16 protein-coding genes are annotated in these 20,715 nt (G+C 72.1%); all 16 read left to right on the top strand.

The genetic code is table 11. From position 1 onward, the window contains the following. The first annotated feature begins 8 nt into the window (after window positions 1–8). A complete protein-coding gene (locus QN157_02135; GenBank protein MDR7554386.1) occupies window positions 9–887 on the top strand; it encodes an alkaline phosphatase family protein in 879 nt (292 codons plus the stop codon). Between the two features lie 25 nt (window positions 888–912). Beyond that, the gene (gene sucD / locus QN157_02130) at window positions 913–1,785 is read left to right on the top strand and encodes a succinate--CoA ligase subunit alpha (protein ID MDR7554385.1); all 873 of its coding nucleotides are present in this window, start codon (window positions 913–915) and stop codon (window positions 1,783–1,785) included. Window positions 1,786–1,797: 12 nt separating this feature from the next. Further along, complete coding sequence (locus tag QN157_02125) at window positions 1,798–3,003, top strand: urate hydroxylase PuuD (GenBank protein MDR7554384.1); 1,206 nt, start codon at window positions 1,798–1,800, stop codon at window positions 3,001–3,003. 200 nt (window positions 3,004–3,203) lie between these two features. Then, window positions 3,204–5,738: a glutamate synthase-related protein gene (locus QN157_02120; protein ID MDR7554383.1), complete on the top strand. Its 2,535-nt coding sequence runs from the start codon at window positions 3,204–3,206 to the stop codon at window positions 5,736–5,738. Further along, entirely contained in the window at window positions 5,735–8,395 is a 2,661-nt protein-coding gene (locus QN157_02115) for a glutamate synthase (protein ID MDR7554382.1), read from the top strand. The genes QN157_02120 and QN157_02115 overlap by 4 nt, the downstream gene beginning before the upstream one ends. A 215-nt stretch (window positions 8,396–8,610) precedes the next feature. Continuing rightward, window positions 8,611–9,486 carry an RNase adapter RapZ gene (gene rapZ, locus QN157_02110; protein ID MDR7554381.1) on the top strand — a complete coding sequence of 292 codons (876 nt, stop codon included), beginning with the start codon at window positions 8,611–8,613 and terminating at the stop codon, window positions 9,484–9,486. Beyond that, the gene (locus tag QN157_02105) at window positions 9,483–10,850 is read left to right on the top strand and encodes a YvcK family protein (GenBank protein MDR7554380.1); all 1,368 of its coding nucleotides are present in this window, start codon (window positions 9,483–9,485) and stop codon (window positions 10,848–10,850) included. Before rapZ ends, QN157_02105 begins: the two co-directional genes overlap by 4 nt. Window positions 10,851–11,069: 219 nt before the next feature. Beyond that, the gene (locus QN157_02100) at window positions 11,070–11,429 is read left to right on the top strand and encodes an NADH-quinone oxidoreductase subunit A (GenBank protein MDR7554379.1); all 360 of its coding nucleotides are present in this window, start codon (window positions 11,070–11,072) and stop codon (window positions 11,427–11,429) included. A 19-nt stretch (window positions 11,430–11,448) separates the two neighbouring features. Continuing rightward, entirely contained in the window at window positions 11,449–12,420 is a 972-nt protein-coding gene (gene nuoH / locus QN157_02095; protein MDR7554378.1) for an NADH-quinone oxidoreductase subunit NuoH, read from the top strand. Window positions 12,421–12,422: 2 nt separating this feature from the next. Further along, window positions 12,423–12,914 carry an NADH-quinone oxidoreductase subunit J gene (locus QN157_02090; protein ID MDR7554377.1) on the top strand — a complete coding sequence of 164 codons (492 nt, stop codon included), beginning with the start codon at window positions 12,423–12,425 and terminating at the stop codon, window positions 12,912–12,914. A 15-nt stretch (window positions 12,915–12,929) separates the two neighbouring features. Further along, window positions 12,930–13,241, top strand: coding sequence for an NADH-quinone oxidoreductase subunit NuoK (gene nuoK / locus QN157_02085; GenBank protein ID MDR7554376.1), 312 nt, complete (start codon window positions 12,930–12,932; stop codon window positions 13,239–13,241). Between the two features lie 3 nt (window positions 13,242–13,244). Next, a complete protein-coding gene (gene nuoL, locus QN157_02080) occupies window positions 13,245–15,191 on the top strand; it encodes an NADH-quinone oxidoreductase subunit L (GenBank protein MDR7554375.1) in 1,947 nt (648 codons plus the stop codon). 37 nt (window positions 15,192–15,228) lie between these two features. After that, the gene (locus tag QN157_02075; GenBank protein ID MDR7554374.1) at window positions 15,229–16,734 is read left to right on the top strand and encodes an NADH-quinone oxidoreductase subunit M; all 1,506 of its coding nucleotides are present in this window, start codon (window positions 15,229–15,231) and stop codon (window positions 16,732–16,734) included. A 9-nt stretch (window positions 16,735–16,743) separates the two neighbouring features. After that, window positions 16,744–18,186 carry an NADH-quinone oxidoreductase subunit N gene (locus tag QN157_02070; GenBank protein ID MDR7554373.1) on the top strand — a complete coding sequence of 481 codons (1,443 nt, stop codon included), beginning with the start codon at window positions 16,744–16,746 and terminating at the stop codon, window positions 18,184–18,186. Between the two features lie 216 nt (window positions 18,187–18,402). After that, the gene (locus QN157_02065) at window positions 18,403–18,765 is read left to right on the top strand and encodes a V-type ATPase subunit subunit G family protein (GenBank protein MDR7554372.1); all 363 of its coding nucleotides are present in this window, start codon (window positions 18,403–18,405) and stop codon (window positions 18,763–18,765) included. Next, the gene (locus QN157_02060) at window positions 18,762–20,714 is read left to right on the top strand and encodes a V-type ATPase 116kDa subunit family protein (protein MDR7554371.1); all 1,953 of its coding nucleotides are present in this window, start codon (window positions 18,762–18,764) and stop codon (window positions 20,712–20,714) included. The genes QN157_02065 and QN157_02060 overlap by 4 nt, the downstream gene beginning before the upstream one ends. The last annotated feature ends 1 nt before the right edge of the window (window position 20,715 follow it).

Genomic DNA, 20,715 nt, shown 5'->3' with positions numbered 1-20,715 from the left:
TGGTCCGGGTGCCCCGGACGTCGCGTGTCGTCGTCCTCGTCGCGCTGGCGACACTGGCGCTGGCCCCCGCGGGCCGGGGTCAGGTGGCCGCGCCCGCGCGGCACGTGGTGGTGCTGAGCCTCGACGGTGCCCGGGCCGACGCGCTGCGCGCGGCGATGCCCGCGGCGCTGGCCGCGCGGGGTGCGATCTCGTGGACCGCGAAGACGACGCTGCCCAGCCTGACGTTGCCCGCGCACGCCTCCATGCTCGCCGGGGTTCCCCCGCGCGTGCACGGCGTGCTGGTCAACGACTGGCAGGTCGGGCAGCCCTCCTTCGAGCGCGCCACGGTCTTCACCGAGGTGACGCGCGCGGGCCGACGCGCGGTGGCCCTGGTCGCCAAGGCCAAGCTCCTGATGCTCACACCCCCGGGCAGCGTGGCCGTGGCACGCCACCTGGTCTACCCGCGGTACCGCCAGGCCGACGTCGTGGCCTCGGCCGCGGCGGTGGTCGCCGAGCAGCGCCCCGCGCTGGTGTTCGTGCACGTGGCCGATCCGGATGACGCGGGGCACCGCGCGGGCTGGATGAGCCCGGCCTACCTCCAGGTGGTCGCGGGGATCCCCGCGTTGATCGAGCGCCTGCTGCGCGCGCTGGACGACGCCGGGGCTGGGGAGACCGGCCTGCTCCTGGTCACGGCCGATCACGGCGGGCACGGCCGGACCCACGGGACCGATCGGCCCGAGGACGTCACCATTCCCTGGCTGGCGTTCGGCGGCGCAGCGCGCGGTGGCGTGACGATCGCGCGCGAGGTCGTCACCTACGACACGGCGGCGACGGTGCTGGCGGCGCTGGGACTGCCGATCCCCGCGGACTGGCACGGCCGACCCGTCCGCGAAGCCCTGGCGCGCTAGCGCCAGGACGACACGGAGGCCCCAAATGGCGATCCTGGTGAACGAGCAGACCCGGGTGGTGGTCCAGGGCATCACGGGCTACCAGGGCGAGTTCCACACCCGGCGGATGCTGGAGTTCGGTACGCGGGTCACCGCCGGCGTGACGCCGGGCAAGGGCGGGACCACGGTGGCGGGCGTGCCGGTCTTCGACACGGTGGCCGAGGCCGTGGAGCACACCGGCGCCACGGCGTCGTGCATCTTCGTACCGGCGCGGGCGGCCAAGGACGCCGCGCTGGAAGCGATCGCCGCACGCCTGGACCCCGTGGTGATCATCACCGAGCACATCCCGGTGCACGACACGATCCAGATCGTCGCCGCGGCGCGCGCGCAGGGCGTGCGGGTGATCGGGCCCAACGGCCCCGGGGTGACGTCGCCCGGCCGCTGCAAGATCGGCATCATGCCCAACCACCTGTTCCGGCCGGGCGGGGTGGGCCTGGTGTCCCGCAGCGGCACGCTCACCTACGAGATCGTGGCGGGGCTGACCCGCGCCGGCATCGGCCAGAGCACGGCGCTCGGCCTGGGCGGCGACCCGGTGGTCGGCCTCTCCTTCCAGGAGGCCGTGGCCCTGTTCAACGAGGACCCCGAGACCGAGGCGATCGTGCTGGTGGGCGAGATCGGCGGGTCGGCCGAGGAGGAAGCGGCGGCGTACATCCGGGCGCGGGTGCGCAAGCCGGTGGTCGGCTACGTCGCCGGGCGCACGGCGCCGCCGGGCAAACGCATGGGTCACGCCGGCGCCGTCATCTCCGGCAGCGAGGGCACGGCCGGGGCGAAGGTGGCCGCGCTCGAGGCGGCCGGCGTGCGGGTCGTGGACCTGCCGGGCCGCGTGCCCGAGGCGCTGGCGGCGTTGCTGCGCGCCTGACCCCGCCAGCCTGTGGACCCCTACTGGCAGGAGTGGCTGCACGCGGTCCTGCGCTGGATCCACGTGATCGCGGGCATCATGTGGATCGGCGACTCGCTGTTGTTCATGTGGATCGACAGCCACCTGGCGCCCGACCCCCAGGGCCGGCGCGACGTCACCGGTGTGACGTGGTTGCTGCACGGGGGCGGGTACTACCAGCTCGAGAAGCGCCTGCTGGTCCCCGGGCGCCTGCCCCCGCGCTTGCGGTGGTTCTGGCTCGAGGCCACGACGACGTGGCTGTCGGGCGCCCTCCTTCTCGTCGTCGTGTACTACGCGAGCGCCGAGGCATTGATGGTCGAACCGGGCGTTTCGCTGTTGCGTCCCCAGCAGGCGGTGGCCGCCGGCGTCGGCCTGCTGGTGGTGGGGTGGGTCGTCTACGACGGCCTGTGGCGCAGCGCGCTGGGGCGCCGCCCGCTGGCCGGCGCCGTGCTCTCGTGGGCCCTGCTGGCCCTGGCAGCGTACGCGGCCGTTCGGCTGTTCAGCGCGCGGGCCGCGTTCCTCCACGTGGGGGCCCTGCTGGGCACGCTCATGGCGGCCAACGTGTGGGTGCACATCCTCCCGCCCCAGTGGAAGATGCTCCAGGCGGCGCGGCGCGGCGAGCCCGTCGATCACGCGCTCGGCGCCCACGCCAAGGCCCGCTCGACCCACAACACCTACATGACGTTTCCCGCCATCTTCCTGATGCTGAGCAACCACTTCCCCGGGCTCTACGCCGGACCGCACAACTGGCTCGTGCTGGCCCTGCTCGTCGCGCTGGGGGCGGCGGCCCGCCACGTGATGTTGACGGCGGGGCGGGAGCGCGCGGCCACGGCCGCGGTGGCCACGGCCGCGGCCCTGGCCCTGCTGTGGCTCACCCTGCCGGCGCGCGCACCCCGTGCGGGCGATCGCCCCGCGGCCGCACCCCCCGCCGGCGCGGCACCGGCGTTCGCGGAGGTGCGCGCGGTGATAGCCCGGCGGTGCGCCGTCTGTCACTCCGAGACGCCCACCGATCCCGAGTTCCTCGCCCCCGCCGGCGGCCTGCGCCTCGAGACCCCACGGCAGATCCGGACCATGGCGACGCGCATCCGGGTGCGCGCGGTGCAGCAGCGCACGATGCCGCCGGGTAATCGGACGGGGATGACCGAGGAGGAGCGCGCGTTGCTCCAGCGGTGGATCGACGCGGGAGCGCCGTTGCGGTAGGCCCTCACCAGCCTCATCCAGGCGGTGCGCCGACGTCGCCACCACCGGCGCGTGCCGACCACCATCCGCGGGCGCTGCCAGGCCACGCAGGTCCCACCTGGCTTGCTGCGCCGCCGTCGCAGGCCTATGCTCAAGGACGAACGGCCACCCCACGAGGGAGCGGCCGGCTGCATGCCGACCGAAGGGTGCAGACGTCGATCGTGACGGTCCTCGCCAGCGCGCGGTACCACATCGAGACCCGTCCCGCGCCACTGCCCTACGCACCCCCCGCCAGGTTCCGCCTCGCCGAGCAGGACGAGTACGTCAAGTACGGCCACGCGCCGTTCGAGACCCCGGCGGCAGTCGATCCCTACTGGACGCCCGAGATCATCACCCAAACGTGGTACATGGCCGAGCGGGGGAAGATCCCCATCTCGGGCGCAGGCTACGGCGGCCCCTTCGCCGGCCCCGGCTTCGACGGGCTGTGGCTCGACATGTCCGAGATCGTCCGGCCCACGCGGGACGGCATTCACGGCCGCGAGTACATCTCCACCGCGGTCGACCTCGGCCGGGCGCCGGACCCCGTGCCGCTGGAGGGCCCGGTCGACCCGTCGGGGTTCATCGAGCTCCCGGTGCCGATGATCTTCAACCCCTACCCCTTCCCGGCACCCACCCGGACTCCCCTGCGCGCCGTGGCGCTGGCCGCGCAGCGCCTGGGCACGCTGGCGGTGGTCGAGCCCGACCAGTGGGGAGCGGACCTGGAACCCTTCCTGGACGTGGTGGGCCTCCGGGTGCCGCTCGATCGCCTCGAGGCGCTGCGGGCCCTGTGGTCCCGCATGCGCTACGTGGAGCTGGCGCCAGCCGCGGCGGCCGCAGACTGGCGCCAGGACGTCCGGCGCATACTGGACGCGGTGGGCCACGTGACGGCCGCGCATCCCCAGGCGATGGTCGCGGTGCGCCTGCCGCTGGACGCGCACGCGCCCCAGGCCGCGGCAGACCTGGTGGCGCACGGAGTCGCCGTCATCCACCTCTCCGCCGACGAATACGGCCAGACGCCCGTCGGCTTCGTCGTGGACGCGCTGCGCGCGGTGCACGGCCACCTGGTGGCCGAGGCGCTGCGCGATGCCGTGACGTTGATCGTAAGCGGAGGGATCGCGGCCGCCGAGCACGTCCCAAAGGCCATCGCCTGCGGGGCCGACCTGGTGGCGCTGGACGTCGTCGTGCCGGTGGCCTTCGGCTGCGCGCTGTGGGCCGACCGGACCCGGTGCCATGCCGAGGCGGGCGCGTTCGAGCCTGCCTGGGGTGCGCAACGGCTGGTCAACCTGCTGGCGGCCTGGCGCGACCAGCTGCTCGAATGCCTGGGTGCCATGGGCATGCGCGAGGTGCGCCGGCTGCGCGGCGAGGTCGGGCGCGTGATCTTCCACGCGGTGGAGGAGGCGGCGTTCCGCGCGCTCGTCCCCGTGCACGACGCCGGCGGCGAGGCCGCGGACGGCCAGCCGCCGCTCATGGGCGACCTCCGATGGACCCCCGAGGTGCTGCAGACGACCTGGACCATGGCCGAGACCGGACGCCCGCCGGCCCGCGGCGCGTGGGTCGGCCGCTCGGGCGGCGGGTTCGACCTGGTGCGGTTCGCGTTCGAGACCGACCCCGACTGGCGCCCGCCCGCTGCGGTGGACCCGGACGACGTCGACCTTTCCCTGGCGCTCAACCGTCGCGGCGACGGGCCGCAGATCGTCCTGCCCCTGCCGGTCTACGGGGGCGGCATGTCCTTCGGCTCGGTCAGCCTGCAGACGATGCTCGCCCGGGCGCAGGCTGCGGCGGCGATCGGCACGTTCACCTCGACCGGGGAAGGGGGGTATCCTGAGGACCTGCTGCCGTGGGCCCCGTGGATCATCACGCAGGTGGCCACCGGGCTGTTTGGCGTCCGCGAGGAGACGATCCAGCTCGCCCGCATCGTCGAGCTCAAGTACGCCCAGGGGGCCAAGCCCGGGCTGGGCGGCCACCTGCTGGGCGGCAAGGTGACCGAGGCCGTGGCCGCCATGCGCGAGTCGGTGGCCTGGGTCAGCCTCTACTCGCCGTTCCCCTTCCATAGCGTCTACTCGGTGGAAGACCACAAGAAGCACGTGGACTGGATCCGTACCGTCAACCCCCGGGCGCTGGTCTCGGTCAAGGTCTCCACGCCCACCGATGTGGACATGGTGGCAGTGGGCATCTACCACGCGGGGGCCCACATCGTGCACCTGGACGGCGGCTACGGCGGGACCGGCGCGGCGCCCGAGATCGCCAAGAAGAACATCGCCATGCCCATCGAGTACGCGATCCCCAAGGTCCACCAGTTCCTGGTGCAGGAGGGGATCCGCGACGAGATCGTGCTCGTGGCCAGCGGGGGAATCCGCACGCCCTACGACGCGGCCAAGGCCATCGCGCTGGGCGCCGACGGCGTGGTGCTGGGCATGGCCGAGCTCGTGGCGCTGGGCTGCACCCGCCTGGCCGACTGCGAGAAGGGCCGTGGGTGCCCGTTTGGCATCACCACCACCGACCCCGAGCTCAGCCGGCTCATCGATCCCGCGTGGGGGGCGCGGCGGATCGCCAACCTCTACCGGGCCTGGATGACCGTCCTGCGCGACGTGACAAGCCGCCTGGGCCTGCGCGCCGTGCGGGACCTGCGCGGGCGTACGGACCTGCTGCGCTACCTCGCGGGCAGCCGCGAGGACGGGCGGTCCGCCCTGACGGCTGCGGGCGGAGGCGCGGCATGAGCGGAACCGCGGCGTGGGCGCACGATGCGCGGGCGCGCATCGCGGCCCTGGTGCGGGCGCGGCGGGCCCTCGCGGCGACGGGCTGGTATCAGACGCCCTCTGGACCCCCGGGGCCTGCGGGCGGAGCGGAGCAGGAGCCCGGCGAGGGTCCGCGCCCGCGACCAGCGGTGCGACGCGCAGAGGCCGAGGGCGGCTGCGGGGTGATCGGGCTGGCCGCTTCCGTGCCGGTGCCGGGCCGACACGTCCTCGTCTCGTGCCTGCAGATGCACAACCGCGGCAACGGCAAGGGCGGCGGCCTGGCAGCCTGCGGGCTCGTGCCCGAGCAGCTGGGGGTCGACGGCCCCACGCTGGCCAGCGACTACCTGATCCAGGTGGCGCTGCTGGACCCCACTGCCCGCTACGAGGTGGAAGCGACCTTCCTGCCCGACCTCGTGGTCCACCACGCGGCACCCGTGCCGACCGTCGGCGACCACCGCGCGGTGGGCCTGGAGGTACGGCCGCCCGACGTCTGGCGGTACTTCGCCCGGGTGCGGCCCGAGGTGCTGGCGCGGTTCGCGCACGCCCACGGGCTCGAGCGGCTCCCGCCCCAAGACGTGGAAGACGAGTACGTCAGCCAGTGGGCGACGCGGCTCAACCGCGCCCTGTACGGCGGCGGCCGCATGCGGGCCTTCGTGATGTCGTGCGGACGGGACATGCTCGTGCTGAAGCTCGTGGGGTACGCCGAGCAGGTGTTCCAGTACTACCGCATGGAGGACCTGGCCGCTCGTGTCTGGATCGGGCATCAACGCTACCCGACCAAGGGCCGCGTCTGGCACCCCGGCGGCGCCCATCCCTTTGCGGCCCTGGACGTGGCGCTGGTGCACAACGGCGACTTCGCCAACTACCACGCCGTGTGCGAGTACCTGGCCCAGCGCGGTCTCGCTCCGCTCTTCCTGACCGACACCGAAGTGGCCGTGCTCCTGTTCGACCTGTGGGCCCGGACGTACCGGTACCCGCTGGAGTACCTGCTGGAGGCGATGGCACCGACCACCGAGCGCGACTTCCTCATGCTTCCGCCGGACAAGCAGCGCCTCTACCGGGCCATCCAGGCCGCCCACATCCACGGCTCGCCCGACGGCCCCTGGTTCTTCATCGTGGCCCGCACGCTGCGCGGCGGGGCGGCCTGGCAGCTGTTGGGGATCACGGACACGTCGATGCTGCGCCCTCAGGTGTTCGCCCTGCAGGAGGGGCCGGTGCAGCTGGGGATCATCGCGTCGGAGAAACAGGCCATCGACGCCGCGCTGCGCAGCCTTGCCCACGACGACCCGCGCATCTGCCCCATCGCCGACCTGTACTGGAACGCCCGCGGCGGGTCGTACACCGACGGCGGGGCGTTCGTGTACACCGTGGAGGCCGACGGGCCCGCCGGCGGCCGCCTGACCTGCACCAACAAGTTCGGGCAGCCCGTGCACGCCCCCCGCGATCAGGTGCACTACGTGCGGCCGTCGGGGCGCGCACCGCGGCCGGTGGCCGGCGGCGCGCCCGGTGCCCGCGCCGCTGCCGGCACCGTGCTGGACGCCGAGCGCGCCTGTCACGCCCTGGCGGACTGGACGTACGACGACCTCGTCGGATGGCTGGACGCGGTGGAGCGTGCTGCCGGCGCCGGGCCCCAGGCGTTTCGCCAGGCGGTCGACGTGCTGACGGTGCTGCTCGACCGGCGCGTCCCCACGGGGCGCAAGCGGCGGGCGTCGGTGCTGGCGCTGGTGCAGGAGCGCCTGTACGCGCTGTGCCGGCAGGTCGCCCTCGACCCGCACAGCGTCCAGCGGGTCGGCTGGGCTACGCGCGGGACGCTGCCCGAGGGCCGTCCGGACGTCCTGTTGCTCGTGGACGCCGTGGGCTTCCCGTCTGAGGGACCAGACAGTCTGGCCCGCGTCCTGGTCGAGGCCGGCCGCCGCGGCTGGCGCGAGATGATCGTCTTCGACGTGCGCGGGCAGCGGTTCGTGGGCTGCGGCTTCGGGCCGCGCAGCGACGGCGTGCGGCTCGACGTCTACGGGACGCCGGGCGACTACCTGGGCTCGGGCCTCGACGGCATGACGGTCGTCGTCCACGGCGACGCCCAGGACCAGTGCGCGCAGATCCTCAAACGCGGACGGCTGGTGATCTGTGGCGACGTCGGGCAGACGTTCATGTACGGCGCCAAGGGCGGCGACGTCTTCGTGCTGGGGAACGCCGCGGGCCGGCCCCTCATCAACGCCGTGGGCCGCCCGCGGGTCGTGATCAACGGCACGGCGCTGGACTACCTGGCAGAGTCGTTCATGGCGGGCACCCCCACCGCCGGCGGTGGCTTCGTCGTGGTGAACGGCGTGCGGTTCGACGCCCACGGACGTCTTGTCGAGCTCGAGACGCCCTACCCGGGCGGCAACCTGTTCTCGCTGGCCTCGGGCGGGGCCATCTACATCCGCGATCCCCACGGGCGCCTGGACGAGCGGCAGCTCAACGGCGGCCGCTTCGCGGACCTCACCGACGACGACTGGGCCACCATCCGGCCCTACTTGGAGGAGAACGCGCGCCTCTTCGGCATCACTCTCGAGGCGCTGCTGACCGTCGACGGCCGCCGCCGCCCGCCCCGGCAGGTGTACCGGAAGGTCGAACCGGTGGAACTCGCGGTGCTCAAGTAGGTCGGGTATGGGAGTCGGGTATCGTCGGGGATCTCAAGTACACGGGTACAGGAATCGGGTATAATGACTTGATAGATCGACTCGTTCTGGCGGCGTTCCGGGAGCGCTCCTCGTTGCCGTCGTCAGCACAGCGTGCAGCGACCTCGTCGGCCGGCAGGCGCGCCCCCGGCCGCCGTCCCGCCGCACGCGCGGGCCGGGCAGCCGACGTCTCCTTCGTGATCATCACCGGCCTGTCGGGCGCAGGGAAGTCCACGGCCATCCGCGTCTTCGAAGACCTGGGCTTCTTCTGCGTGGACAACCTGCCGCCGGCGCTGCTGCCCAAGTTCGCCGACCTGGTGGTGCACTCGGGCGGCAAGGTGCGCCGGGTCGCGATCGTCATCGACATCCGCGGCGGCGAGTTCTTCGACGAGCTGTTCGAGGCGCTGGCCGAGGTCAGCCGGCTGGGGTTGCGCTACGACATCCTGTTCCTGGACGCCGCCGACGACGTCCTGGTCCGCCGCTTCAAGGAGACGCGCCGCAAGCACCCGCTGGCGCAGGCCGGCAGCGTGCTGGAGGGCATCCGCGCCGAGCGCCGCCGGCTCGAGGCGGTGAAGGAGCGGGCCCACAAGATCATCGACACCTCGACCCTCACCGGGAAGGAGCTGCGCGAGGAGATCGCCTCGGCCTACCTGCGCGACCGGCGGCCGGAACGTGCCCTGGAGGTCAGCGTGGTGTCCTTCGGCTACAAGTACGGCGTGCCGCTGGACGCCGATCTGGTCTTCGACGTCCGCTTCCTGCCCAACCCGCACTACCAGCCAGCGCTGCGGCCCCTGCCCGGGCGGGACCGCCGGGTGCGCGCCTACGTCCTGGGCCAGCCGCAGACCCGCGAGTTCCTGACCCGGCTGTTCGAGTTTACCGACTTCCTGCTGCCCCAGTTCCTGGCCGAGGGGAAGACCCACCTCACCATTGGGGTCGGGTGCACCGGCGGCCGGCACCGGTCGGTGGTGCTGGGCGACGAGCTCGCCCGCCACCTCCGCGCCCGCGGCTGCCGGGTGCACGTGCGCCACCGCGACCTGCGCCGGGACGAGCGGGCGATGGAGGACGGCGCGTGAGCACCCAGTGGCAGCGCTGGCGCCGCTGGCTCGCCCCGGGGTTGGGCATCAAGCGCTGGGTGCTGGTGATCGCGCTGGGCGGGCTCGTCTTCAGCGCCGGCGTCTCCTTGCTGGTGAACGTGAAGTTCCTGGCCGAGGTCGACGCCGCGGTCTTCTGGCTGGCCGACTGGCTGGGGCGGGTGACCGGCGGCAGGGTCTCCCCGGCGCTGGTGGGGGCGGCGGGGGTAGTAGGCGGTGCGCTCGTCGCCTTCCTGGGCCTGCGGGGCACGCTGCGGTCCATCGATCGGGTGCTGTTCCCCAGCGGCAGTCCCACGCTGGTGGAGGTGCTCCGCGACCACCGGCGCCGGCAGCGCGGGCTGCACGTCGTCGCCCTGGGTGGCGGCACCGGGCTCAGCACGTTGCTCCGGGGGCTCAAGCGGTACTCGTCGAACCTCACGGCGGTGGTTACCGTGTTCGACGACGGCGGCTCGTCGGGGCGCTTGCGGCGGGAACTCGGCGTGCTCCCACCCGGCGACATCCGGGACTGCCTGGTCGCTCTCGCCGAGGCCGAACCGCTCATGACCCGGCTGTTCGAGCACCGCTTCCGCGGCGGTGCGCTGGACGGCCACGCCTTCGGCAACCTCTTCATCGCCTCCCTGGTGGGCGTCACCGGCGACCTGGAGCAGGCCGTGAAGGAGACCAGCAAGGTGCTGAACATCCGCGGTCGCGTCCTGCCCACCACGGTGCGCGACGTGGTGCTGGTGGCTGAACTCGACGATGGACGGGTGGTGGAGGGCGAGTCGCAGATCCCTGCGGCCCGCGGGCGCATCCGGCGCGTGCGGCTGCGCCCGCCCGAGATCGCGCCGCTCCCCGACGTGCTGACGGCCATCGCCGAGGCCGACCTGATCTTGCTGGGGCCTGGCAGCCTGTACACCAGCGTGATCCCCAACCTCCTGGTCCGGGGCGTGGCCGACGCGATCCGCGCCGCCCGGGGCCTGCGCGTCTACGTCTGCAACGTCATGACCCAGCCCGGGGAGACCGACGGCTTCACCGCCGCCGACCACGTGCGTGCCCTCGAGGCCCACGCGGGCCCGGGACTCGTCACCCACGTGCTGGTGAACACGCAGGCGCCGCAGAACCGCGCGCTGCTGGCGCGCTACGCCGCCGAGGGCAGCCACCCGGTGGCCCCGGCGCTGGCCGAGATCGAGGCCATGGGGCTCGTGGCCGTGGGCGCGCCGATGGTGAGCGAGGACGAGGTGGTACGCCACGACCCCGTGCGCCTGGCCCGGGCGGTGCTGGACCTCTGGGTGGCCGCCACCGGGCGCCCGCCGCGCCCCCGCCGGCGGCCCAGGCGGGCCCGCCGCGCGGCGGCCGTGCGCCGCTAGGGGCACCGCCGTGTAGGATTCTTGACGCCTGGCGACGAAACCCGATACCCTGGCGTGGGTCCTGACCCATGGTGTCCTGACAGAACGGGCTCGCCCGCTCTTCTGACGCAGATCTCACAGACGCCGCGGCCGACGCGGAGTCCGCACCGCCGCGCGACGGCGTGCGCGTCCCGGCCACGGGCGCGCTGGCGCGCGGGCACGTGCGCGCGGGGGACCTGAATGCTGGTACTGGACTGGCTGTACGTCGGGGTGTTCGCGCTGGTCGGGCTGCTGATGGCCGCGCTGCCGCTGGCGGTGGTGTGGGCGCTGGCGCCCCGCATGCCCTATCCGCAGAAGACGCTGACCTACGAGTCGGGCGTCGTGCCCTTCGGCCAGGCCTGGGCGCAGTTCCACGTGCGCTACTACCTGTTCGGGCTGGTCTTCGTGATCTTCGACGTCGAGGTCATCTACCTGTACCCCTGGGCGATCGTCTTCCAGGAGCTGGGGAAGTTCGCCTTCGTGGAGATGCTCATCTTCCTGACGATCCTGCTGGCGGGCCTCGCCTACGCGTGGCGGAAGGGCGCCCTGGAGTGGATGTAGGCGTGAGGGCGACGGCGCGATGACGGTGCAGTGGCCGCTGGAGGTCGCCCGGGCCGCAGGCCTCGCCGTGGTGGTGTTCACGTTCCTGGCGGTGGTGGCCGCCATGCTGGGGGTGCTGCTGGAGCGCAAGATCAGCGGGTGGATCCAGTCCCGCCTGGGACCCAAGCACGTGGGCCCCCAGGGCCTGCTGCAGACCGTGGCGGACACCATCAAGCTCCTGCAGAAGGAGCACATCACCCCCCGCGCGGCCGACGTGGTGGTCTTCAACACCGCGCCCTTGATCGTGGCGGTGGCCGGGCTCCTGGACTGGATCGTCATCCCCTTCGGCCCGGGGCTCATCGTGCGCGACCTCAACATCGGCGTGCTGTTCTTCGCCGCCATGGCGTCCCTGACGGTGATCGGCATCCTCGCCGGCGGCTTCGCCTCCAACAACAAGTACGCGCTGCTGGGCGGCCTGCGGTCGGCCTCGCAGATGATCAGCTACGAGCTGCCCATGGGGATGGCCCTCATCGCGGTCGCCATGGAGGCGGGCACGCTGTCCACCGTGGGGATCGTCGAGGCCCAGCAGGGCTGGCTGGGCGCGTTCGCGATCCGCCAGTTCCCCGCCTTCGTGATCTTCCTGGTGGCGGCCACGGCCGAGGTCAACCGGGTGCCCTTCGACCTGCCCGAGGCCGAGTCCGAGCTGGTGGCCGGGTACTTCTCGGAGTACACCGGCATGCGGTTCGCGCTTTTCCAGCTCGGCGAGTACGCCGAGATGTTCGCCATGGCGGCCCTGGCCACCACACTGTTCCTCGGTGGGTGGAAGGGGCCCCTGCTGCCGCCGGTGGTCTGGTTCCTGCTCAAGATGTACGCCGTGGTGTTCTTCCTGATGTGGATGCGCTGGACCTACCCGCGGCTGCGCCTGGACCAGCTGCTGGCGCTGTCGTGGAAGCTGCTGCTCCCGGCCGGGTTGCTCTGGATCCTGGTCACCGGGTACCGGATCAGCTTCTGACCATGGGCGAGCTGGCCGCGTTCATCGTCCTCGCGCTGGTGACGCTGGTGCCGGCGGTGGTGGTGGTGACCTCCAGCAACGTCGTCCGTGCCGCGCTGGCGCTGGTGCCCACGTTCCTGGGGGTCACCGGCCTGTACATCCTCCTGCAGGCCGAGTTCGTCGCCGGGATCCAGGTGCTGATCTACGCCGGCGCCATCACGGTGCTGATCCTGTTCGTCATCATGCTCACCGAGGGCGGCACCGGCGTCCGGGTGCGCCAGGCCCACGAGCAGCAGCCCCTGGGGCTGCTGGCCGCCGCGGTGCTGGCGGGCCTGCTGATCTGGGTGCTGGTCACCACCGCGTGGCCGCGGCCCGGCGGCGCCCTGCCCCAGTACACCGCCCGGCACATCGGGACGACGTTCCTGACCAACGCGGTGCTCGTCTTCGAGGTCACGAGCCTGGTGCTGCTGGTCTCGCTGGTGGGTGCCATCATCATCGCCAAACGGGAGCGGTAGGCGAGGAGGCGCGGCGTGCAGGTCGGGCTGGCGCACTACCTGGTGGTGAGCGTCCTGCTGTTCTGCCTGGGGCTGTACGCGGTGCTCTCCCGGCGGAACGCCGTGGCGATCCTGATGGGTATCGAGCTCATGCTGAACGCCACCAACATCAACCTCGTGGCGTTCAACAAGTACGTGGCTCCGGCGGCGGTCTCCGGCCAGGTCTTCGCCCTGGTGGTGATCACCCTGGCGGCGTGCGAGGCGGGCGTGGGGCTGGCGCTGGTCATGGCGGCCTACCGCAACCTGGAGACGGTGCACGTGGACCAGATCAACCTACTCAAGTGGTAGCCGATGCGTGAGCTGGCCTGGCTGATCCCGCTCTTCCCGCTGGCCGCCTTCGGCCTCATCGTGGCGTTCGGCCGGCGGCTGCCCGGGCACGGCGCCTACGTGGCCGTGGCGGCCATGGCCCTGGCGGGGCTGCTGGCGCTGGGCGTGGCGGCGGAGGTGGTGCGCACGCCGGAGCCCCTGGAGCTGAACGTCCGGTGGATGGTCCTGGGTGACGTGCCCCTGGACCTGGGGCTGCGGGTGGACCCGCTCAGCACCGTCATGCTGCTGGTCGTCACGGTGGTCGGCACGCTGATCTTCGTCTACTCCATCGGCTACATGCACGGCCACCCGCGGTTCCCCCGGTTCTTCGCCTACGTGTCGTTGTTCGGCTTCGCCATGCTCCTGCTGGTCCTGGCCAACAACCTGCTGTTCCTCTACGCCGGGTGGGAGCTGGTGGGGTTGTGCTCGTACCTGCTCATCGGGTTCTACTTCGAGCGCCCGTCGGCCGCCCGGGCGTCGCTGAAGGCGTTCGTCACCACCCGCGTGGGCGACTTCTTCATGTTCCTGGGGATCCTGCTGCTCTTCGCCACCCTGGGGACGTTCCGCTTCGAGGAGCTCTTCGCCAGGATCCGCGACGGCGCGCTGCAGGGGCGCACCGTCGGCGGGGTGCCGCTGCTGACCCTGGCGGCGGTGCTGCTGTTCGGCGGCGCGGTGGGCAAGTCCGCGCAGGTGCCCCTCCACACCTGGCTGCCCGACGCCATGGAGGGCCCCTCCCCGGTCTCGGCGCTGATCCACGCCGCCACCATGGTGGCGGCGGGCGTCTACCTGGTGGCGCGGACCCTCACGCTGTTCCTGGCGTCGCCGGGCCGGGAAGCGCTGGAGGTGGTCGCCTGGATCGGGGGCCTCACCGCCCTCATGGCCGCCACCATCGGCGTCACGCAGGACGACATGAAGCGGGTGCTGGCCTACTCGACCATCAGCCAGCTGGGCCTGATGATGCTCGGCCTGGGGGTGGGCGGGTACGCGGCGGGGATGTTCCACCTGGTGACCCACGCCTTCTTCAAGGCCCTGCTGTTCCTGGCGGCCGGCAGCGTGCTGCACGCCATGCACACCAACGACATCAAGGTCATGGGCGGGCTGGCCAGGGTCATGCCCGCGACCTACTGGACCTTCGTGGTCGGGGGCCTGGCGCTGGCCGGGGTCTTCCCGTTCTCGGGGTTCTGGAGCAAGGACGAGATCCTGCTGGAAGCCCTCCACCGGGGCCCCGCGTTCTTCGCCCTCGGCGCCCTCACCTCGTTCGTGACGGCGTTCTACGTCTTCCGGGTGATCTTCTACATCTTCACGGGCACGCCGCGCTGGCCGCAGGGCGTCCACCCCCACGAGAGCCCGCGGGTCATGACCGTGCCGCTGTGGGTGCTGGCGGCCTTCGCCGCGCTCGTGGGCTTCCTCGGCGCGCCGTTCCTGGGCCACCCGTTCCAGCACTTCCTGGCGGGCGAGGCCGCGGAGGCCGCGGCGTTCGACCCGCGGCTGGCCCTGGTGTCGCTGGGCATTGCGGGGGCCGGCATCCTGGCCGCGGCGGTGGTCTACCACTGGCGGATCGTGCCCTCCCAGACGTTGCGGCGCGCCGCGGGACCGCTGTACGTGCTGGTGAGCCGGAAGTACTTCTTCGACGAGCTGTACGGTTGGGTGTTCGTCCGGACGACGCTGTGGGCCGCCCGCGCCCTGCGCGTCTTCGACGTCTACGTGGTGGACACCGCGGTGAACCTCGCCGGGCTGGGCATCGTGGGGCTGGCGCGGCTGTACCGGATCGTCGACCTGCACGTGGTCGACGGGCTGGTCAACCTGCTGGGCTACGTGGTGGGCGCGGCGGGCGCGCTGTTGCGGGTGGTGCAGACGGGGCGGGCCCAGAACTACCTGCTGGCCATCGCCCTGGGCGTGATCGTCCTGCTGGCGGCGGGGCTGGTGCGCTGACGGGCCGCCGCACCGGAACGAGGAGGATCGCATCGGGATGGACTGGCTGCTGACGACGACGGTCTTCCTGCCGCTGCTCGGGGGGCTGGTGCTCCTGCTGATCCCCAAGGGCGGCGAGGAGTCGATGCGCTGGGTGGCGCTGGTCACCGCGCTGCTGACGTTCCTGGTCTCGGTCTACCTCCTGGTGCCCTTCGAGGTCGGGCGGGCAGGGATGCAGCTGGAGACGGTGGTGCCGTGGATCCCCGCCGCGGGGATCAACTACCACCTGGGGGTCGACGGCCTGAGCCTGCCGTTGCTGATCCTGACCACGCTGCTCACGCTGCTCTCGATCGTCTACTCGTGGCGGGTCGACCACCGGGTGAAGGAGTACCTGTTCCTGTTCCTGCTGCTGGAGACCGGCATGAACGGCGTCTTCGTGGCGCTGGACTTCTTCCTCTTCTACGTCTTCTGGGAGATCACCCTGGTGCCCATGTACTTCCTCATCGGCATCTGGGGCGGGCCCCGCCGGGAGTACGCCGCCATCAAGTTCTTCCTGTACACCCTGGTGGGCTCGCTGGCCATGCTGCTGGCGATCCTGCTGCTGTACTTCCACAGCGAGCCGCGGACGTTCGCCATCCTGGAGCTGATCAGGCAGCAGCCGCTGGCGCAGACGCCGCTGCTGGCGGCCCTGGCGTTCTGGGGCTTCTTCCTCTCCTTCGCCATCAAGGTGCCCATGTGGCCGTTCCACACGTGGCTGCCCGACGCCCACGTCGAGGCGCCCACGGCGGGCAGCGTGATCCTGGCGGGCATCCTGCTGAAGATGGGCACCTACGGCTTCGTCCGCGTCAGCCTGCCCATGCTCCCCGAGGCGTTCAAAGCCTACGCGCCCCTGGTGGCGGTGCTGGCGTTGATCGGCATCGTCTACGGTGCCCTGGTGGCCATGGCCCAGCCCGACCTGAAGAAGCTCGTGGCCTACTCCAGCGTCAACCACATGGGCTACGTGATGCTGGGCACCGCGGCGGCGGCCGCCGCCGTGGGGGTGCCCGAGAAGGCGGCGGCCGCCACCATGGCCCTCAACGGTGCCGTCTTCGAGATGGTCGCCCACGGCATCATCACCGGCGCGCTGTTCCTCATCGTGGGGGTGATCTACGACTACCGGACCCACACCCGCGGGGTCGACGACTTCGGCGGGTTGGGGGCGGTGCTGCCGGTCTACACCGGGATCACCACCATGGCCATGCTGGCGTCCCTGGGCCTGCCGGGGTTGATGGGGTTCGTGGCGGAGTTCCTCATCTTCGTGGGCGCATTCGGGATCTTCCCCGAGCTCACGGTCGTGGCGGTGACCGGGGTGATCTTCTCGGCGGCGATGTTCCTGTGGACGATCCAGCGCATCTTCCTCGGGCCGCTGAACCCGAAGTGGGCGACGCTGCCCGACCTGGATCGCCGTGAGGCCCTGGCGCTGGCCCCGCTGGCGGCGCTGATGCTGCTGTTCGGCGTCTACCCGCGGCCGCTGCTGGACGTGATCAACGGCGCCATGACCGTCCTGGTCACGGCGCTGCGGTAGGGGGCCGTCATGCCCGTCCCGCGCGAAGAGCTGTGGGCCCTGCGGCCCGAGTACTGGCTGGCGGCCCTGGGCCTGGTCCTGCTGGTGGCCGACCTCCTGCTGCCCCAGGGGCGCAAGACCGCCGTGGGCTGGGCGGCGGTGGTCGGCCTCCTGCTGGGCCTGGGGCCGATCGCCAGCATGCTGGGGGAACCGTCGCGCACGGTCTTCTTCGGGACCTACGTGGTCGACGGCTTCGCGACGTTCTTCAAGCTGGTGGTGGTAGGCGCCACGGCGCTGGTGGTGCTGTCGGCCATGGACTACTTCCGCGGCCAGACGGCCCACGAGGGCGAGCTGTACGCGCTGCTGGTGTTCACGGCCCTGGGCCTGGTGCTCATGGCCGGCAGCGCCGACCTGATCCTGCTGGCCCTGGCCATCGAGTTCGTCAGCCTCACGTCGTACGTGCTGGCGGGCTATATCAAGGCCGACGTCCGCAGCACCGAGGCGGGCATCAAGTACTTCCTGTTCGGCGCGGGCGCCTCGGCGGTGATGCTCTACGGCTTCTCGGTCCTCTACGGCCTGACGGGCGAGACGGGCCTGTACGCCATCGCCAGCAAGCTGCGGACGGCGCCGACGCCGGCGGTGGTGGCGGCGCTGGTGCTGGCCCTGGCCGGGTTCGGGTTCAAGATCTCCATGGTCCCGTTCCACCAGTGGACGCCCGACGTCTACGAGGGCGCGCCCACGCCCATCGCGGCGTACCTGTCGGTGGCGTCCAAGGCCGCCGGCTTCGCGGCGCTGGTGCGCCTGCTGGTGGTGGCCCTGGCGCCCACCGCCGTGGACTGGATCACCCTGATCGCCGGGCTCTCGGCGCTCAGCATGACGCTGGGGAACCTGCTGGCCCTGCCCCAGCGCAACATCAAGCGGATGCTGGCCTACTCCAGCATCTCCCACGCGGGCTTCCTGCTCATCGGCGTGGCGGCCTACCGCGGCGACTTCGGGACGCCTGGCCTGCTGCTGTACGTGCTGGCCTACACCTTCACCAACCTGGGCGCGTTCTTCGTGGCCATCGTCGTCGGGCAGCGGCTGGGGTCCGATGCGATCCCGGACTACGCGGGGCTGGCCCAGCGCGCGCCCGCGCTGGCCGCGCTCATGGCGCTGTTCATGCTGTCCCTGACGGGCATTCCACCCACCGCGGGCTTCCTGGGCAAGTTCTACCTGTTCGGCGCCGCCGTCAACAACGGGTTGCTGTGGCTGGCCGCGGTGGGGGTGGTCAACAGCGTGGTGTCGCTATACTACTACGTCAACGTCATCCGCGTGATGTACCTGCTGCCGCCCGTCCAGCCGGCACCCCTGCACGAGCCGGCGCCGCTGCGCGTGGCGCTGGGCGTGGCGGCGGTGGGCACGCTGCTGGTGGGCGTCTTCCCCCAGCCCTTCATCGAGCTGGTGCGCATGGCAGGGCTCCTGGCGCGGTTCTGAGGGGGCGGCCGCGCGAGCAGGACGCCGTGGCGGCGGCGTCGCGTGACATCGGGTGTCCGCAGACGCGTCGGCGATCCCACGCGCGCGATACATTTCCCCGCATCTGTCGCGGCTTGACGCCCCCTGGGGCGTTTGCTATCCTGCCAACGGTGTGTGCGCCCCCAGGGTGACGCGACCTGGGGGTTTCTTGCGACGGATTCCCAAGGGGCAGGCCGAATGAGCGCGCAGCGGGCTGGTCATGGGCACGACGACCGCAAGGACGAGAACCTCCTGCAGCTGATCGCCCACAAGGAACGGGAACTCGAGGCGGCGCTGGCCGCGGCCCGCCAGGAGGCGGCGGCACTGGTGGCGCGGGCGCGCGCCGAGGCGGAGCGCATCCTCCAGCAGGCGCGCGACGAGGTCGCGGCGGCCTCGCGGGCGCACGAGGAGCGCGTCGCGGCCGAGGTGGCGCGCATCACCGCGGAGCACGAGACGCGGGCGCAGCAGGAGGTCGAAGCGCTGCGGCGCCAGGCGGCGGCCCACCGGGCGCAGGCGGTCCGGCTGGTGGTGGACCGCGTGGTGCGAGGAGCGTCCGCGTGATCGTCCCGATGCACCGTGTCCTGGTGGTCGGGCCCAAGCGCCTGCTGGGCCCGGTGCTGGACGAGGTCCAGCGCCTGGGCGTCGTCCACGTCGACCGGATCGAGGCGGAGGAAGCGCCCGTCGGCACCGTGGAGGTCGACGAGGCCACGGCCGCCCGGGTGCAGGCGCTGGAGCGGCTCCTGGCCCGGATCGACGGGCTGCTGAAGCTCCTGCCGTCGGTCGGCGGTGCCGCCCAGGCCGCTGCCCTCGCCGACGCCGACGACGCGGCCCTGGACGCGGCGGTGGGCGAGATCGAGGCCGACGTGCAGGCGTTGGTGCGGCGCCGGCTCGAGGCCGAAGAGGAACTGGAGCTGATCCGGACCTACGAGGGCGCGGTGCGCGTGCTCTCGCCGCTGCTGGCCGCGCTGGAGGGCAGCCGGCACCTCGAGTCGGTGGGCTTCATCGTGCGCGGCAAGGACCTGTCGGTGGTGCAGGCGCTGCGCCAGCAGCTGGCCGCGCGCACCGGCGGGCGCGTGGAGGTCGTGAGCCGGATCGTCGAGGAAGGCAAGATCGGCGTGGTGGTGGCCTACCTGCACCGCGACGCCGACACGGTGCGCAGCTTCCTCACGCAGGCGGGCATCTCGGAGTTGCGGCTCCCGGCGCGCTACGCCCAGTACCCGCCCCTGGAGGCCGTGCGACACATGGAGCGCCGCCGCGCCGAGCTGCCGGCCGAGCTCGAGGCGATCGGCCAGCAGCTGGCCGAGGCGGCCCGTCGGCACCGGCCGCGCTTGACCGCCATGCGGGCCCTGGTCGCCGACCGGCTGGCCCAGCTGCGCACGCTGCCCCAGCTGGGGCAGTCGCGCTACACGTTCATCCTGCACGGCTGGGTGCCGGCCCCGCGCGTGGGCGAGGTGCGCGGCGTGTTGCGCACGCGCTTCGCCGGCGACGTGGTGGTCTACGACGCGCCCGCCGATCCCCACGAGGCGGAGCACGTGCCGGTGCTGCTGGACAACCCCGCGCCGATCCGGCCGTTCCAGCGCATGCTGGCGCTGTTCAAGCCGCCACGGTACGGCACCCTGGACCCGACGATCTTCCTGGCGGTCTTCTTCCCGCTGTTCGTCGGTATCGTCATCGGCGACGTGGCCTACGGCGCGCTGCTCTTCGCGTTCGGGTGGTGGCTGCGGAGCAAGGCCCGGCGCGGCGAGACGTGGGAGGTGGGGGTCGGGCCGATCCAGCTCGGCATGAAGCTGGGCCCGGCGGCGCTGGCCGACGCCTCGTGGATCATCCGCGTCATGGCCGCCTGGTCGATGCTCTTCGGCGCGCTGTACCTCGAGGTGTTCGGCAACCTGCTCGAGCACCACCTCGGCCTGCACCCGCTCTTCAACCGCGTGGAGCTGACCATCGCGTTCTTCAAGTTCACCGTGGCGCTGGGCCTGGTGCAGATCGTGCTGGGCTACGTGCTGCACCTGGTGGTGGCCCTCCGGCACCGGCACACCTTCGGCGTGCTCGAGTCGCTGGCGATGCTCTCGGGGGTGCTGGGGCTGGTGGCCGTGCTGGGTGCCATGGGCGGGCAGCTCCCGGCGGCGGTCCAGCGCCCCGGGATGCTGCTGCTGGGGGCGTTCGTGGTGTTCGTGGCGCTGGGCGTCGTGGTCAGCCGGTTCGCCCTGATGTGGTTGCTGGAGGCGATCTCGGGCATGGGCAACGTCCTGTCCTATGCCCGGTTGTTCGGCGTCGGGCTGGCCGCGGCCGTGCTGGCCAACGTCGCCAACGAGCTGGGCGGCCAGCTGGGGCCGGTGTGGGTCGGGGTGCTGGCCGGTATCGCCTTCCAGCTGGTGTTCTTCCTGTTCACGATCGCCGGGCACATCATCCAGCCGGCGCGTCTCAACTGGGTCGAGTTCCTCACCAAGGTGAAGTACCACGACGAAACCGGCAACTCGTACCAGCCGCTCCACAAAACGGGAGGTGACTAGC

The sequence above is a fragment of the Armatimonadota bacterium genome, assembly GCA_031459855.1.
GTDB classification, from domain to species: Bacteria; Sysuimicrobiota; Sysuimicrobiia; order Sysuimicrobiales; family Humicultoraceae; genus Fervidifonticultor; species Fervidifonticultor primus.
Note: the sequence above shows the minus strand (reverse complement) of the source record. Positions and strands in the feature narration are given on the sequence as shown.

Bases quoted from the DNA above. Each gene is read 5' to 3' on its own strand.
- sucD (MDR7554385.1), top strand. From the start codon at position 913: ATGGCGATCCTGGTGAACGAGCAGACCCGGGTGGTGGTCCAGGGCATC.
- QN157_02115 (MDR7554382.1), top strand. From the start codon at position 5,735: ATGAGCGGAACCGCGGCGTGGGCGCACGATGCGCGGGCGCGCATCGCG.
- QN157_02100 (MDR7554379.1), top strand. From the start codon at position 11,070: ATGCTGGTACTGGACTGGCTGTACGTCGGGGTGTTCGCGCTGGTCGGG.
- nuoH (MDR7554378.1), top strand. From the start codon at position 11,449: ATGACGGTGCAGTGGCCGCTGGAGGTCGCCCGGGCCGCAGGCCTCGCC.
- QN157_02090 (MDR7554377.1), top strand. From the start codon at position 12,423: ATGGGCGAGCTGGCCGCGTTCATCGTCCTCGCGCTGGTGACGCTGGTG.
- nuoL (MDR7554375.1), top strand. From the start codon at position 13,245: ATGCGTGAGCTGGCCTGGCTGATCCCGCTCTTCCCGCTGGCCGCCTTC.
- QN157_02075 (MDR7554374.1), top strand. From the start codon at position 15,229: ATGGACTGGCTGCTGACGACGACGGTCTTCCTGCCGCTGCTCGGGGGG.
- QN157_02070 (MDR7554373.1), top strand. From the start codon at position 16,744: ATGCCCGTCCCGCGCGAAGAGCTGTGGGCCCTGCGGCCCGAGTACTGG.
- QN157_02065 (MDR7554372.1), top strand. From the start codon at position 18,403: ATGAGCGCGCAGCGGGCTGGTCATGGGCACGACGACCGCAAGGACGAG.